The organism is Zobellella iuensis (assembly GCF_016746085.1).
In the GTDB taxonomy this organism is placed as follows: Bacteria; Pseudomonadota; Gammaproteobacteria; order Enterobacterales; family Aeromonadaceae; genus Oceanimonas; species Oceanimonas iuensis.
In genome coordinates, this window is the sequence record NZ_JAERTZ010000026.1 from 116,442 (window position 1) to 131,185 (window position 14,744).

16 protein-coding genes are annotated in these 14,744 nt (G+C 62.1%); 8 read left to right on the forward strand and 8 right to left on the reverse strand.

The genetic code is table 11. The annotated features are described in order from the left end of the window. Positions 1–15: 15 nt before the first annotated feature. The gene (gene dapA / locus JKV55_RS14520; RefSeq protein WP_202087186.1) at positions 16–903 is read right to left on the reverse strand and encodes a 4-hydroxy-tetrahydrodipicolinate synthase; all 888 of its coding nucleotides are present in this window, start codon (positions 901–903) and stop codon (positions 16–18) included. 132 nt (positions 904–1,035) lie between these two features. Between dapA and JKV55_RS14525 the strand changes: the two genes are divergently transcribed. After that, a complete protein-coding gene (locus JKV55_RS14525; RefSeq protein ID WP_202087193.1) occupies positions 1,036–1,563 on the forward strand; it encodes a glycine cleavage system transcriptional repressor in 528 nt (175 codons plus the stop codon). Positions 1,564–1,580: 17 nt separating this feature from the next. Then, complete coding sequence (gene bcp / locus JKV55_RS14530; RefSeq protein ID WP_202087195.1) at positions 1,581–2,048, forward strand: thioredoxin-dependent thiol peroxidase; 468 nt, start codon at positions 1,581–1,583, stop codon at positions 2,046–2,048. Positions 2,049–2,204: 156 nt separating this feature from the next. Here bcp and ruvC read toward each other — a convergent pair whose 3' ends face one another. The 4 genes from ruvC to aspS all read right to left on the reverse strand — a co-directional run bounded on the left by ruvC (position 2,205) and on the right by aspS (position 5,783). Then, positions 2,205–2,726, reverse strand: coding sequence for a crossover junction endodeoxyribonuclease RuvC (ruvC, locus tag JKV55_RS14535; RefSeq protein ID WP_202087197.1), 522 nt, complete (start codon positions 2,724–2,726; stop codon positions 2,205–2,207). 83 nt (positions 2,727–2,809) lie between these two features. Beyond that, entirely contained in the window at positions 2,810–3,550 is a 741-nt protein-coding gene (locus tag JKV55_RS14540; RefSeq protein WP_202087199.1) for a YebC/PmpR family DNA-binding transcriptional regulator, read from the reverse strand. Next, positions 3,537–3,998, reverse strand: coding sequence for a dihydroneopterin triphosphate diphosphatase (nudB, locus tag JKV55_RS14545; protein WP_202087200.1), 462 nt, complete (start codon positions 3,996–3,998; stop codon positions 3,537–3,539). Before nudB ends, JKV55_RS14540 begins: the two co-directional genes overlap by 14 nt. 3 nt (positions 3,999–4,001) lie before the next feature. Beyond that, positions 4,002–5,783, reverse strand: coding sequence for an aspartate--tRNA ligase (aspS, locus tag JKV55_RS14550; protein ID WP_202087202.1), 1,782 nt, complete (start codon positions 5,781–5,783; stop codon positions 4,002–4,004). A 390-nt stretch (positions 5,784–6,173) separates the two neighbouring features. On the opposite strand from aspS, the gene JKV55_RS14555 reads away from it, so the two are divergent. The 6 genes from JKV55_RS14555 to JKV55_RS14580 all read left to right on the forward strand — a co-directional run bounded on the left by JKV55_RS14555 (position 6,174) and on the right by JKV55_RS14580 (position 12,172). Further along, complete coding sequence (locus JKV55_RS14555; RefSeq protein ID WP_202087204.1) at positions 6,174–7,016, forward strand: DUF72 domain-containing protein; 843 nt, start codon at positions 6,174–6,176, stop codon at positions 7,014–7,016. A 173-nt stretch (positions 7,017–7,189) separates the two neighbouring features. Next, positions 7,190–7,918 (forward strand): carboxy-S-adenosyl-L-methionine synthase CmoA, encoded by a 729-nt coding sequence (gene cmoA, locus JKV55_RS14560; protein WP_202087205.1) that lies wholly within the window; start codon positions 7,190–7,192, stop codon positions 7,916–7,918. Then, positions 7,915–8,925: a tRNA 5-methoxyuridine(34)/uridine 5-oxyacetic acid(34) synthase CmoB gene (cmoB, locus tag JKV55_RS14565; RefSeq protein ID WP_202087207.1), complete on the forward strand. Its 1,011-nt coding sequence runs from the start codon at positions 7,915–7,917 to the stop codon at positions 8,923–8,925. Before cmoA ends, cmoB begins: the two co-directional genes overlap by 4 nt. Then, positions 8,918–9,688: an ATP-dependent zinc protease family protein gene (locus JKV55_RS14570; RefSeq protein WP_202087209.1), complete on the forward strand. Its 771-nt coding sequence runs from the start codon at positions 8,918–8,920 to the stop codon at positions 9,686–9,688. Before cmoB ends, JKV55_RS14570 begins: the two co-directional genes overlap by 8 nt. Positions 9,689–9,693: 5 nt before the next feature. Then, positions 9,694–11,208: an inactive transglutaminase family protein gene (locus JKV55_RS14575; protein WP_202087210.1), complete on the forward strand. Its 1,515-nt coding sequence runs from the start codon at positions 9,694–9,696 to the stop codon at positions 11,206–11,208. Continuing rightward, the gene (locus tag JKV55_RS14580) at positions 11,201–12,172 is read left to right on the forward strand and encodes an alpha-L-glutamate ligase-like protein (protein ID WP_202087212.1); all 972 of its coding nucleotides are present in this window, start codon (positions 11,201–11,203) and stop codon (positions 12,170–12,172) included. The genes JKV55_RS14575 and JKV55_RS14580 overlap by 8 nt, the downstream gene beginning before the upstream one ends. Positions 12,173–12,336: 164 nt before the next feature. Here JKV55_RS14580 and rluB read toward each other — a convergent pair whose 3' ends face one another. The 3 genes from rluB to rnm are packed head-to-tail and all read right to left on the reverse strand — an operon-like array spanning position 12,337 to position 14,734. Then, the gene (gene rluB / locus JKV55_RS14585; protein WP_202087214.1) at positions 12,337–13,260 is read right to left on the reverse strand and encodes a 23S rRNA pseudouridine(2605) synthase RluB; all 924 of its coding nucleotides are present in this window, start codon (positions 13,258–13,260) and stop codon (positions 12,337–12,339) included. 9 nt (positions 13,261–13,269) lie between these two features. Beyond that, positions 13,270–13,890 carry an L-threonylcarbamoyladenylate synthase gene (locus JKV55_RS14590; protein ID WP_202087217.1) on the reverse strand — a complete coding sequence of 207 codons (621 nt, stop codon included), beginning with the start codon at positions 13,888–13,890 and terminating at the stop codon, positions 13,270–13,272. 19 nt (positions 13,891–13,909) lie between these two features. Beyond that, the gene (gene rnm / locus JKV55_RS14595; protein WP_202087219.1) at positions 13,910–14,734 is read right to left on the reverse strand and encodes an RNase RNM; all 825 of its coding nucleotides are present in this window, start codon (positions 14,732–14,734) and stop codon (positions 13,910–13,912) included. Positions 14,735–14,744: the final 10 nt, after the last annotated feature.

Here is a 14,744-nt window from a genome sequence, read left to right on the forward strand (position 1 = left end):
TTTGCATTCAAAGGTTTATCCACGCCCTATTAACTCCGCTTTAACTAACGCCGCCCTCACCTGCTCCTGCCCCGAAGTGTCCAGGGGGATCAAGGGCAGGCGCGGCATTGGTGATGCGATGAGCCCGAGCTCGGCACAGGCCCATTTCACCGGTATGGGATTGGTATCACAAAACAAACGCTGATGCAGCGGCAACAATCGCCGTTGGATGGACTCCGCCGCCGGCCAGTCTTCGGCCAGGGCCGCCCTGAACTGGGCCGCCATCTCCGCCGCCGCCACATTGGCGGTGACCGACACCACGCCATGGCCACCGAGGCGCACGAAATCGAGCGCCAGGTGGTCATCGCCGCTGAACAGCAGGAAGTCGTCACCGCAACAGGCCTTCAGCTCGCTGACTCGCTCGAGCCGACCGCTGGCCTCTTTGATGCCGATAACAGGCACAAGTTCCGAAAGAACGCCGACGGTTTCCGGCAACAGATCGCAACCGGTCCGGCCCGGCACATTGTAGAGGATCTGTGGCAGGCCACTGGCCTCGGTGATGGCGGTATAATGGGCCGTTAGCGCGGCCTGGGAAGGCTTGTTGTAGTATGGCGTGACCGACAGCCCCGCCGTGACCCCCATCTCCTCCATGGCCCGGCTCAGGCGGATGGCCTGGCGAGTATTGTTGGAGCCACAGCCGCCGATCACCGGAATACGGCCGTCGGCATGTTCCACCACGGCCCGTACTACCTCGAGGTGCTCGGCGGTGGTCAGGGTCGGCGATTCACCGGTGGTGCCCATGGCGGCAATGGCGGCCGTTCCACCGGCCACATGATGGTCGACCAGCCGGCGCAGGCTGCTGAAATCGATGTCACCATCCGCCGTCATCGGCGTAATCAATGCCACTATGCTGCCGCTGAACATGACAAATTCCGCTAAGTATCAAGAGTTCGCTATGGTAGTGGCGGCACTGTCGGAATACAAGAGAGGCGCTGGAGCCCCCCTTAATTTGTGCTACCATGGCCGCTCTCTTCCAATTGACCTTTCGGACCGCCGATGACCCATCATCTTGTGGTGACCGCCATAGGCGAAAACAGACCCGGTATCGTGAACGAAGTGGCCCGCCACGTTACCGACTGCGGCTGCAATATCGTCGACAGCCGGCTCGGCATCTTCGGCAACGAGTTCACTTTTATCCTGCTGTTATCCGGCAGCTGGAACCAGATCACCCGGCTCGAAACCACGCTGCCCCTGTTCGGCCAGAGCCTTGCGCTTATCACCATGATGAAGCGCACCCAGGTGCTGAGCCAGCCCAGCTACGCCCTGAGCGCCGACGTGGAAATGGTGCTGACCGACAGACCCGGCATCGTCAACCGCTGCACCCAGTTCTTCAGCGACCGGGGGTGGGATATCCAGGCCATGCAGAGCCAGACCCTGTCCGGTGACGAGTCGGGAAAGTTTCAGGCCCACTTCCAGCTCAACCTTCCGGAGCAGCTGGCCGACGGCGAGGCGGAAGATACCTTCGATCAGTTGTGCCGCGAGCTGGAGTGCCAACGCCACGGCTTTCGCCTTAAACGCAAATAACCCACAGGAAAGCGCAGATGACTTATCTTCCCGAAGGCAGCCAGGCCCCGGCCTTTACCCTGCCCGACCAGAACGGCACCCCGGTCAGCCTGAGCCAATTTGCCGGCCGCAAGGTGCTGGTGTATTTCTATCCCAAGGCCATGACCCCGGGCTGCAAGGTACAGGCCTGCGGCCTGCGCGACAGCCGGGCCGAGCTTGATGCCCAAGGCGTGGTGGTGCTCGGCATCAGCCCGGATCCGGCAGCCCGGCTCAAAAAGTTCGAAGAGAAGGACAGCCTCAACTTCACCCTGCTGTCCGACGAGGATCACGCCGTGGCCGACGCCTTCGGGGTCTGGGGGCCGAAGAAGTTCATGGGCAAGGAGTACGACGGCATCCACCGCATCAGCTTCCTCATCGACGAGGCGGGCAAGGTGGCCAGGGTGTTCGACAAGTTCAAGACCAAGGATCACCACCAGGTGGTGCTGGATTACCTGAACCAGGCGTAGGCTGGAAGCCTGAAGCTGATCGAGCTGGCCGACACCTATGCGCCATGTCCGCTGCCTGGGTAGTTCCTGCCGGCGGTCCATGAGGCCCGGTTGGTCTCCTGATCCCAGCCAACGCCGGGCTGCTTCCAGCATCCAGCTTCCAGTTTCTGGCTAAAGTCAGCGTAACCGTCCCCGCACCGTGCCGCGTACCTGGCCCGCCATGCTGATCAGGCTCTGGCGGGTATGGCCGTGACACAGGGCCACCGCCAGGGCGTCGGCGGCATCGGCCTGGGGCGTCCCCGGCAGATTCAGCAGCTTGACCACCATATGCTGCACCTGGGCCTTGTCGGCTCCCCCCTGCCCCACCACCGCCTGCTTGATCTGGCGGGCGGAATACTCCGCCACCTCCAGGCCGGCGTTGGCGGCGGCGACGATGGCCGCGCCCCTGGCCTGGCCCAGCTTCAGCGCCGAGTCCGGATTGCGCGCCATAAACACCTGCTCGATGGCGAACAGTTCGGGCCTGAATTGCAGGATGATCTCGCTCACCCCGTCGTAAATTTTTTTCAGCCTGGGCGCCAGCTCATCATCGCCCATGCGGATGCAGCCCGAGCCCAGGTATTCCATCTTGTTGCCGGTCTGGCGCACCACACCGTAGCCGGTGATACGCGAGCCGGGGTCGATACCTAAAATAATCGCCATATCAATAAAGCCGGAAGCCGGAAGCTGGAAGCCGAAACCCGAAGCAGAAACCTCTTCCAGCTTCAGGCTTCTAGCTTCAGGCTTCAGAGCTTTTCGGCCAGTTCATCGGAGATCTCGCCGTTATGGTAGACCTCCTGGACATCGTCCGCGTCTTCCAGCATATCGATCAGCCGCAGCAGTTTGGGGGCGGTGTCTTCGTCCAGCTCGGCCTTGGTGGAGGGGATCATGGTTACTTCGGCGTTCTCGGCACTCAGGCCGCCGGCGTCCAGCGCATCCTTGACGGTGCCGAATTCCTCCCACAGGGTGTAAACATCGATGGAGCCGTCCTCGTTCACCACCACGTCCTCGGCGCCGGCCTCCAGGGCCGCCTCCATCACCCTTTCTTCGTCTGCGTCCAGATAGGTGATCACGCCCTTCTTCTCGAACAGATAGGCCACAGAGCCGTCGGTGCCCAGGTTGCCGCCGCTCCTGGAAAAGGCATGGCGCACCTCGGACACGGTACGGTTGCGGTTGTCGGTCATGCATTCCACCATCACGGCGGTGCCGCCCGGGCCGTAGCCTTCGTAGATGACGGTTTCCAGCACCTGGCCGTCCAGCTCGCCGGCACCGCGTTTCACCGCCCGGTCGATGGTGTCCCGGGTCATGTTGTTGGACAGCGCCTTGTCGATGGCCGCGCGCAGGCGGGGATTGGTGGCCGGCTCGGAGCCGCCCTCACGGGCCGCGGTGCTCAGCTCGCGGATAAGCTTGGTGAAGATCTTGCCGCGCTTGGCATCCTGGGCCGCCTTGCGGTGCTTGATATTGGCCCATTTACTATGACCTGCCATAACCATCTTCTCCCTTTGTCTTGCGGTGGATCAACCTGCCGATAGCCTCTTTATTGGTCCAGGAGCTGGCCTGTTGCCGGGCCTGCTCCAGAGGCAGCCAACGCTGGGCCAGGTGCTCGCTTAACTGCACTTCGACCGGCGCGGGCAGGCACAAATAAAACTCGTATTCCCAGTTATGGGTCACCCCCGGGCGGTAACGGTGCCGCCAGCGGGGATAGATTTCAAAACGCACCCGCTGGCCGGTCTCTTCCAGCCGCAAGCCGTTGTCCAGCCGCAGTCCGGTTTCCTCCTCCAGTTCGCGCACCGCCGCCTGGTGGCGGCTTTCACCGGGCTCCAGGCTGCCGGTCACCGACTGCCAGAAATCCGGGTTGTCCTTGCGTTGCAGCAGCAGCACCTGGTCCTCGGTATGGATGAGGACCAGCACCGACTCCGGGTGCTTGTGGCCCATGCCTCAGTTGTCCGCCTTGTCCGTCTGGGCCGCCGGCAACTGGGTACGGATGGCCAGCTCCGCCAGCGCATCCGGATTGGCCAGGCTGGGGGCATCGGTCAGCAGACAAGAGGCGGTGGTGGTCTTGGGGAAGGCGATCACGTCGCGGATATTGTCGGTACCGGTGAGCAGCATCACCAGACGATCCAGGCCGAAGGCCAGGCCGGCGTGGGGCGGCGTGCCGTATTTCAGTGCCTCCAGCAGGAAACCGAACTTTTCCTGCTGCTCCTCGGCGTTGATGCCGAGCAGGCGGAACACGGTTTGCTGCATCTCGTTGTTGTGGATACGCACCGAGCCGCCACCCACTTCGTAACCGTTGATCACCATGTCGTAGGCATTGGCCACCGCCTCGAGCGGGCTGGCCTCCAGCTCGGCGGCGGCCACATCCTTGGCGGCAGTAAAGGGATGGTGCATGGCGTACAGACGACCGTCGTCTTCCTCGAACATGGGGAAGTCGACCACCCACAGGGGCTTCCAGCTCTCTTCCAGCAGACCCAGCTCCTTGCCGAGCTTGAGCCGCAGGGCGCCCATGGAATCGGCGACCACCTTGGCACTGTCGGCTCCGAAGAAGATGGCATCGCCGTCGGTGGCGCCGGTGCGTGCCAGCAGTTCGGCTACAATGCCTTCATTCAGGAACTTGGCGACCGGCGACTGGATGCCGTCCATGCCCTTGGCGGCCTCGTTGACTTTCAGCCAGGCCAGGCCCTTGGCACCGTAAATAGTGACGAACTTGCCGTATTCGTCGATCTGCTTACGGGAAAGCTGGGCGCCACCGGGCACCTTCAGGGCCGCGACCCGGCCCTTGGGATCCCGCGCCGGGCCGGCAAACACCTGGAAGTCCACGTCTTTCACCAGATCGGCTATATCGGTCAGCTCCATGGCAATACGCAGATCCGGCTTGTCGGAACCATAACGGCGCATGGCCTCGGCATAGCTCAGCACCGGGAAGGCACCCAGATCCACGCCGGCCACGTCCTGCCACAGCTCGCGTACCAGCTGCTCCATGACGGCCCTCACCTCATCGGCGGTCATAAAGGAGGTTTCCACGTCGATCTGGGTGAATTCCGGCTGGCGGTCGGCACGCAGGTCTTCGTCGCGGAAGCACTTGACTATCTGGTAGTAGCGGTCGAAGCCGCTCATCATCAGCAACTGCTTGAACAGCTGGGGGGATTGCGGCAGCGCATAGAAATACCCCTTGTGCACCCGGCTCGGCACCAGGTAATCACGGGCCCCTTCCGGGGTGGCCTTGGTCAGCATCGGGGTTTCGATATCGAGGAAGCCTTGCTCGTCCATAAAGCGGCGCACCCGGCTGGTGACCTTGGCACGGGTCTTGAGATAACGGGCCTGCTCGGGGCGGCGCAAGTCCAGGTAACGGTACTTGAGGCGCTGCTCTTCCGAGTTGTTCTGGTTGAAGTCCAGCGGCAGCGGCGCCGCCCTGTTGATGATGCTGAGCGCGTGGGCGAAGATCTCCACCTCGCCGGTGGCCATGTCCTTGTTGACCTGGGAGTCGGGGCGGGCGCGCACCACACCGGTGATTTGCACGCAGAATTCGGCACGCAGCTCGGCCGCCTTCTCGTAGGCTTCGGCCTTGTCCGGATCGAAGAATACCTGCACTATGCCTTCCCGATCGCGCATATCGATAAAGATAAGACCGCCCAGGTCGCGACGGCGATGGACCCAGCCACTTAAGGTCACGCTCTGGCCAACCAGGGCAGCGTTGAGCTGCCCGCAATAATGAGTGCGCATGGATGTCTTCCTATGGTGTTGCCGCACGACCGCCCGGGCCGCGGGACTGAATTTGTCAGCAAATAGCGCGCTAGTATAATGGAAAACCCGAACAGGGATCCAACCGCTTCGCGGTAGCATTAAGCCGGAAGCTTGAAGCCGGAAGCTTGAAGCCGGAAGCTTGAAGCTTGAAGCTTGAAGCTTGAAGCTTGAAGCCGGAAGCTTGAAGCCGGAAGCTTGAAGCTGGAAGCAGGAAGACGCTCGGAGCTGCTGGCGTCTTCAGCACCGAGTGTTCCGGGCTTGCAAGATCGGCGGGCTAACCCTGATATCAAACCGGCCTTGGTCTCTACCGACACCGCCGAACAGCTTCCAGCTTCCGGCTTACCGCTTCAAGCTCGACGAAGGAGTCACATGCCGTTATATCTGGGCCTCAGCCAGTGGTCCCATCCCGACTGGCCCGGCAGCCTGCTGAGTCCGGGCCTGAAAAACGCCGAGCACCTGACCGATTACGCCAAGGTGTTCAATACGGTGGAAGGCAATACCAGCTTCTACGGCATCCCCGAGCAACGCAGCCTGCTGCGCTGGGAGGCCCAGACCCCGGCCCATTTCCGCTTTACCTTCAAGTTTCCCTCCCAGGTCAGCCACCAGGGCCCGCTGGATGACAACATCGGCGCGGCGTTGGACTTTATCGCGCACCTGGCCCCCCTGCACCACAAACTCGGCATGCTGATGCTGCAGTTGTCCAAGGCCTCCGGGCCCGGGCAACTGGATCAATTGCAACAGTTTCTGGATGCCCTGCCGGCTCATTTCAACTACGGGGTGGAAGTGCGTCACCCGGCGTTTTTCGCCAAGGGCGAAGCGGAGCGCCGGCTCAACCGGCTGCTGCTAGAACGCCAGATCAACCGCATTATCATGGACTCGCGCCCGGTGTTTTCCTGCCCGCCCACCACCCCGGCCCTGGCCGACGCCCAGGGCAAGAAGCCCAGGGTGCCGGTGCACATCATCAGCACCGGCAACCACCCCATGGTCCGATTTATTGGCCATCCGGAACCGGCTTACAACCTGCCCTACTGGCAACCCTGGCTGACACGGATCCAGGGCTGGCTGCAGCAAGGCAAGTCGGTCTACCTGTTCGTGCATACCGCCGACAACCGGCTGGCACCACAACTTGCGGCAGAGATAGCCAACGCCCTGGCCGCCCCCCTGCCCGATTTTCCCGGCCAGGCGCCGGCTCCCCAGGGCGAGTTGTTCTGAGCCTGAGGATGGTTAGATGAGGAGTGAGGGACTTCCCCCTCACGCCGCCAGGCGAAAAATAATTTGTCGCGCCGCCTTGCCGCCCGCAAGACAACACCCTGCGCTTCTTTTACAATACCGGCCATTGAGTGCAGCTGTTGCTGCCGTGAGCCAAGGTCGTCATTACTAAAACCATGCAATCAAAAGATCATATTTTCGCCGCGCCCATCGCCCAGCTCGGTGATTTCTGCTTTGACCAAAAAGTCGCCGAGGTGTTTCCGGACATGATCAAAAGATCCGTGCCCGGCTATTCCAATATCATTTCCGCCATCGGCATGATGACGGCCCGTTTCGCCCGGCCAAACAGCCAACTGTACGATCTGGGCTGCTCCCTCGGCGCCGCCACCCAGGAAATGCGCCGCAACCTGACGCAACCGGGGTGTAAGATTATCGCCGTGGATAACTCGGCCGCCATGCTGGAGCGGGCGCGCAGCCATCTGGCGGCGTTCAAGTCCGATGCCGTGGTGGAACTGGTCGAGGCGGACATCAGCGATATCGCCATCGAAAATGCGTCCGTGGTGGTGCTCAATTTCACCCTGCAGTTTATCGCCCCCGAACGGCGCGAGGCGCTGCTGGCCCGTATTTATCGGGGACTGAACCCGGGCGGGGTGCTGATCCTGAGCGAAAAGTTTATCAGTGCCGACGACACCGTGAATGAATTGCTGATCGAGCTGCATCACGATTTCAAGCGGGCCAACGGCTACAGCGAGCTGGAAATCAGCCAGAAGCGCACCGCCCTGGAAAAGGTGCTGCGCCCGGATACCCCGGAACAGCACAAAGAGCGGCTCCGAAGAGTGGGTTTTTCACAGGTGGACCTGTGGTTCCAGTGCTTCAACTTTGGTTCCATGGTTGCTATTAAATGATTGATTTCAGTGACTTCTATCAGCAGATCGCCAAGAGTCGACTGCAACACTGGCTGCACTGCCTGCCGGGGCAACTGCACGATTGGCAGAAACAGCACCTGCATGGCGACTTTGCCCGCTGGGTGCGGGCGCTGCACAAACTGCCGAAGATAACCACCGACCATATCGAACTGGTCGACGGCGTGACCGTGGGCCGCCCGGGTGAAATCACCACCGGCGAGCAGAAAAAGATAGAAAGCCTGCTGCGCCAGTTCCATCCCTGGCGCAAGGGACCTTTCGAGATCCACGGTATCCATATCGATACCGAGTGGCGCTCCGACTGGAAATGGGATCGGCTGAAAGAACATATCAGCCCACTCAGGTACCGTTATGTGCTGGACGTGGGCTGCGGCAGCGGCTACCACCTGTGGCGGATGATGGGCGCCGGCGCCGAAATGGCGGTGGGCATAGACCCCTCCCAGCTGTTCCTGTGCCAGTTCGAAGCGGTGAAGCATTTCGCCAATGGTTATAAAGGGATTCAAGTATTACCCTTAGGTATCGAAGCGCTGCCCGAATTGCGGGCCTTCGACACCGTGTTTTCGATGGGGGTGCTCTACCACCGCCGCTCACCCATCGATCACCTGCTGCAGCTCAAGGCCCAGTTGCGCGGTGGCGGCGAACTGGTGCTGGAAACCCTGGTCATCGACGGGGACGAGCAGCAGGTCCTGGTGCCGGGCGAACGCTACGGCAAGATGCGCAACGTCTGGTTCATCCCCAGCAGTGCCGCCCTGGTCGGCTGGCTGGAAAAATGCGGTTTCGAACAGATTAGGGTGGTCGACGAAAGCACGACCAGCCTGGAAGAACAACGGCGCACCGACTGGATGCGCAACGAATCACTGGCGGATTATCTTGACCCACAAGACCCCAGCCGCACCATTGAAGGGTACCCGGCTCCCAAACGGACGATCATCATCGCCAACAAGCCGGTGGACCCACAGTATCAACCTCAAGAGGGAAGTTATGAATAAAGTCGCGACATCACTGGCATTATCCCTGTTGCTGACCGCCTGTGTCAGCCAGACCTCAGCGGTGGACGCGCAACCCGAGCCCTCTCCCGTTTCCGAAGCTCAGCTCAGCGCTTCGCTGGCCAGCCTGGAAGCCCGGCTGGTGGACACCATGTTCCAGCAGAACACCCAGCTCAGCAGTAACCACCATGCCTTTATGACCGCCCTGCAACAGGAGCTCAAGACCTTGAAAAAGCAACTCGATGAGCCGCAGCACGCCATGCCGCTGCCGCCGCCGCCGCCTCCCCCCCGGGGAGACTACCCCGAAAACGAAACCCGGGACGGCAAGCTGATCGTGGGCGAAACCGAGGAAATCTGGCTGGATGCGGTCAACGACAGCTTCCCGGCACGCATCGACACCGGGGCCACCACCTCCTCCCTCAGCGCTCAGGACATCACGGTGTTCGAGCGTGACGGCAATCCCTGGGTCAGCTTCAGCCTGGCCCACGAAGGGGTGGACGAGCGGCTGCAGGTGGAAACCCCCCTGGTGCGCTATGTACGCATCCGCCAGGCTTCCGCCGACAGCACCGAAAGAAGGCCGGTGGTTGCCATGACCATGCGCCTGGGCCGCTTGTCGGAACGCACCGAGTTTACCCTGACCGACAGATCCCAGATGACCTACCCGGTCCTGCTGGGCCGCGAATTCCTGAAAGACATTGCCGTGGTGGATATTGCCCGTCAAAACGTACAGGGCAAGCCCAAGCGTCCGACTTCTTCAAACGAGTAACCTTCATGTACTCACGCAAGCCGTTTTATCTGATTGTGGCCGCCCTGTTTCTGGTCGGCCTGGCACTGATGCTGCATCGCCATTTCGTGTATGAAGTGCCCTGGCTGCCCGGTGAAAAGCGCCAGATCTGGTCCATCGAAGCCAAGGTGGAATTCGAGGCCTCCGGCCGGCCGGTCAAGGCCTCGCTGGCCATTCCCGGCAGCCAGCCCGGCTTTACCCTGATGAACGAGTCGGCGGCCTCCCCCGGCTATGGCCTGTCCTTTGTCGAGGCCGACGGCGGCAGCCGGGCGGAATGGTCGATCCGCTCCGCCTCCGGCATGCAGGAACTGTATTACAAGGTCGACATGATGCAGGATCCCTTCGCCAAGGGCCCGCTCTCGAGCCAGATCCCCACAGTATCCCGCCCGCAGGTGCCCGAACCCTATGCCACCGCCATGGATCAGGTGCTGTCCCTGGCGCGGGAGCGGTCGGCCGACGGTATCACTCTCACCCGGGAACTGTTGAAGGAACTGAGCAACCGGGGTCAGAACGCCGAACTGCTGGCCCAGTACAAGTCCGCCGGCCCGCTGCTGGTGGATCTGCTGCACCGGGCCGAAGTGCCGGCCCGGCTGCTCAAGGGGCTGCAGCTGGAAGACGGCCGCCGTCGCCAGCAGCTTATCGATCTGGTGCAGGTCTACGAAGGTGAGCAGTACGAGCTGTTCCACCCGGTCAGTGGCCGCCAGGGCCACCAGGAGCAGCTGCTGCTGTGGGAATACAGCTCGGCGCCGGTGCTGGATCTGGTGGGCGGCAGCAACTCCCGGGTGACTTTCACCATGCTGCAGCAGGAGCAACCGGTGAACGTGGCCCTGGCGCAGAAGTTCGACCAGCCCGAGTGGATCAACGTCTCGCTCTACAACCTGCCACTGGAAGAGCAGGCCCTGTTCAAGGGCATACTGCTGATCCCCATCGGCGTGCTGGCGGTGGTGTTCCTGCGCATCATAGTGGGCGTCAAGACCTCGGGTACCTTTATGCCGGTGCTGATCGCCATGGCCTTTATCCAGACCAGCCTGCTCACCGGCCTGGTCGGCTTCCTGCTGATCGTGGGCACCGGCCTGGTGCTGCGTTCCTACCTGTCGCACCTCAACCTGTTGCTGGTGGCCCGGATATCGGCGGTGATCATCATGGTCATCGGCATGATCGGCTTTTTCAGCATCGTCGCCTATCAGTTGGGTCTGACCGAAGGTATGAAGATCACCTTCTTCCCCATGATCATCCTGGCTTGGACCATAGAGCGGATGTCGATCCTGTGGGAAGAGGAAGGCGCCAAGGAAGTGGTCAAACAGGGTGGCGGCTCACTGCTGGTGGCGGTGGCCGCCTTCCTGGCGATGAACAACGAATTCGTCCGCCACCTGACCTTCAACTTCCTCGGGCTGCAGCTGATCGTGATGGCCGCGGTACTGCTGCTGGGCAACTATACCGGCTATCGCCTGACCGAACTCAAGCGCTTCAAGCCGCTGGTGGATGAGCAGAAAGATGTTTAAGAGCCTGCTGGAAAAATACGCCTCGCCCTTTGCCCTGCGCCGCATGGGCATCATGGGCATGAACAAGCGCAATATTTCCTATATCAGCCGCTACAACCCGCGCCGGCTCTATCCGCTGGTGGACAATAAGCTGAAAACCAAGCAAATCGCCCTGGATGCGGGGGTGACGGTGCCCGAGCTGGTCGGCGTGATCGAGTTCCAGCACCAGGTGTCCCACCTCTGGGAGCTGGTCAAGGACTGGCCGGGTTTCTGCATCAAGCCTGCCAAGGGCTCCGGCGGCAAGGGCATAGTGGTGATCGAGCGCCACGACAGGACCAACTTTGTCAAACCGAGCGGCAAGGTCGAAACCATCGGTGATCTGGAGCGGCATATCTCCAACATTCTGGCCGGCCTGTTTTCCCTCGGCGGCAAGCCCGACGTGGCCCTGATCGAAGCGCTGATCAACTTCGACGACGTCTTCGAGGGCTTTTCCTACGAGGGCGTGCCCGATACCCGGGTGATCGTGTTCAAGGGCTTTCCGGTGATGGCCATGATGCGGCTGTCCACCGACGCCTCCGACGGCAAGGCCAACCTGCACCAGGGCGCCGTGGGCGTGGGGCTCGACATCAATACCGGCCGCGCCATCCGCGCGGTGCAGTTCAACCTGCCCATTCGCTACCATCCGGACACCGGCCGGGATCTGCTCGAACTCAAGGTGCCCTACTGGGAAGAGCTGCTGAGCCTGTCCTCTTCCTGCTACGAGATGTCGGGGCTGGGTTATATCGGCACCGACATGGTGCTCGACAAGCAGAAGGGCCCCATGCTGCTGGAGCTGAACGCCCGCCCGGGGCTGGCGATCCAGACCGCCAACGCCGCCGGCCTGGTGCCCCGGCTGCGCAAGATTGAAAAACTGGGCAAAAAGATCACCATGTCGCCGGAAGAGCGGGTGGCGTTTTCCCGACGGGAATTTGCGACCGAAGCCTGAGGCGCGAGGCTGGAAGCTGGAAGCTGGAAGCTGGAAGCTGGAAGCTGGAAGCTGGAAGCTGGAAGCATAAGCCTCTCAGTCCCATAAAACCAACAAAAACGGCGCCGGGATGACTCCCGGCGCCGTTTTTGTTCAAGCTTCAGGCATCCAGCTTAGCGCCACTTTTACATCCGGGTTTTGCGCTTCTGGCGCTGGTTCGTGCTGCGCGGGCGGGCGGGGGCCGGTTTTTTGGGTGCCGCACCGGTGCCGGCGCTCTTCATGCGGGAGTTGTGCTTGCGCACCGCCTTGCGGATCTGGGCCACCTGCTTGTAGCGCTCGGTGGCATGCACGTCCACCTTGCTCTGCTCTTCCGGCGCCAGCCCCACTTCCCGGCGCAGGTAGTTCACCTGCTCCAGCGCCATCTCGGCCCAGCCGCCCCGCGGCAGGGTACGGGGCAGCTCGATCTTGCCGTAACGCACCCGGATCAGCCGGCTCACCTGCATTCCCTGGGATTCCCACAACCGGCGCACTTCCCGGTTGCGGCCTTCCTTCAGGGTAACGTGGAACCAGTGGTTCATGCCTTCGCCGCCGCTGTACTTCAGGGTCTCGAACTTGGCCATGCCATCTTCCAGCATCACCCCCTTGCGCAGCCGCTGCAGCATGGCCTCGTCCACCTCGCCGAACACCCGTACCGCATATTCCCGGTCGATTTCATGGCGCGGATGCATCAGCCGGTTGGCCAGCTCGCCGTCGGTGGTGAACAGCAGCAGGCCGGAGGTGTTGACATCCAGCCGGCCCACCGCCACCCAGCGTGCCCCCTGCAGCTTGGGCAGGCGGTCGAACACCGTCGGGCGGCCTTCCGGATCCTTGCGGGTGCTTACCTCGCCTTCCGGCTTGTGGTAGGCCAGTACCCGGCAGATGATCTCGGCCTGGGGCTGGGTTTCCACGCTGTGGCCATCCACCCGGATCTGCTCGCTGCCGGTCACCCTGTCACCCAGGTGGGCCACGTTGCCGTTCACGCTCACCCGTCCCTGGCTGATCAGCGCTTCGATTTCGCGGCGAGAGCCCTTGCCCGCGCGGGCCAGTACTTTTTGCAGTTTTTCGGTCATGTCATTCACTTATTCAAAGGGACGGGTATCGCCGGCGCCTTGGCGCAGGATAACGGGAACATCGTCATAGAGATCCACCACAGTGGTGGGTTTGGGATCCAGCACGCCGCCGTCGATAATGAGGTCGACCACTTTTTCCAGCCGCTGGCGGATCAGGTGCGGATCGTATTCGGCCTCGGCTTCACCGGGCAGGATCAGACTGCAGGACATCAGCGGCTCGCCCAGGGCCTCGAGCAGCGCCAGACTGATGGCGTTGTCCGGCACCCGCAGGCCGATGGTCTTGCGCTTGGGGCTCTGCAGCCGCTTGGGCACTTCCTTGGTGGCATGCAGGATAAAGGTATAGGCGCCGGGAGTGTTGTTCTTCATCAGCCGGAAGGCACCGTTGTCGACCCGGGCGTAAAACGACAGCTCGGAGAGATCCCGGCACACCAGGGTGAAGTTGTGATCCCTTTCAATCTTGCGGATGCGGCAGATGCGCTCCATGGCATTCTTGTCGCCCACCAGGCAGCCGATGGCATAACCGGAATCGGTGGGATACACCAGCACCCCGCCCTGGCGTACGATGGCCACCGCCTGGTTGATCAGGCGGGCCTGGGGGTTGTCGACGTGAATTTCGAAATACTGACTCATAATTCCTCCCGGAATGATTTTAGAGAAAACGCTCCCACACGGGGGTCGCTTCTTTGGGCAGCCACAGTTGCCGGCCCAGCTCCCGCCAGTGGCTGGGATAATGAAAGTCCGAGCCCACCGAGGCCGCCAGGTTGAAGTCTTTGCTCCACTGTCCCAAATTAGCACGTTCCTGGGGACTCTGCTGAGCCATGGACACCTCCATGGCATCGCCCCCCGCCTCGGCGAAGGCCGCCAGCATTTTCTTGATCCACTTGTTGGACAGATCGTAACGGGTGGGATGGGCCAGCACCGCCACCCCACCCGCCTGCTGGATAACGGACACCGCCTCACCGAGCGGGCACCAGTCGGGCGGCGCATAGCCGGTGTTGCCCCGGCTCAGGAACTTCTGGAATACCTTGCCCATGGAGTCCGCCGCCCCCTGCTCCAGCAGCCACTGGGCCATATGGGTGCGGGTAATGGGCGCCTCGCCCGCAATGGCCCGGGCCCCTTCATAGGCGCCGGGAAAGCGGGCCTTTTCCAGCCGTTCGGCCATCAGCCGGGCGCGGGCCTCGCGCCGTTGCTGCTGCGCCTCGAGCAGGCGACTGAACCCTTCATGCCGCGGATCCATATTAAGGCCCACCACATGGATTTCCTTGTGCTCCCACAGGGCCGAGATTTCCACTCCGTCCACCAGCCGGATACCGTGCAGCTCGGCCGCCTGCCGCGCCTCGGCCAGGCCGGCCACGGTGTCGTGGTCGGTCAGGGCCAGCACCTCCACCTCCTGGGCCGCGGCCCGGGCCAGCAGCTCGCTGGGGCTGAGCCGGCCGTCGGAGGCGGTGGAATGGCAGTGCAGATCGATTCGCATAAAAAATCCT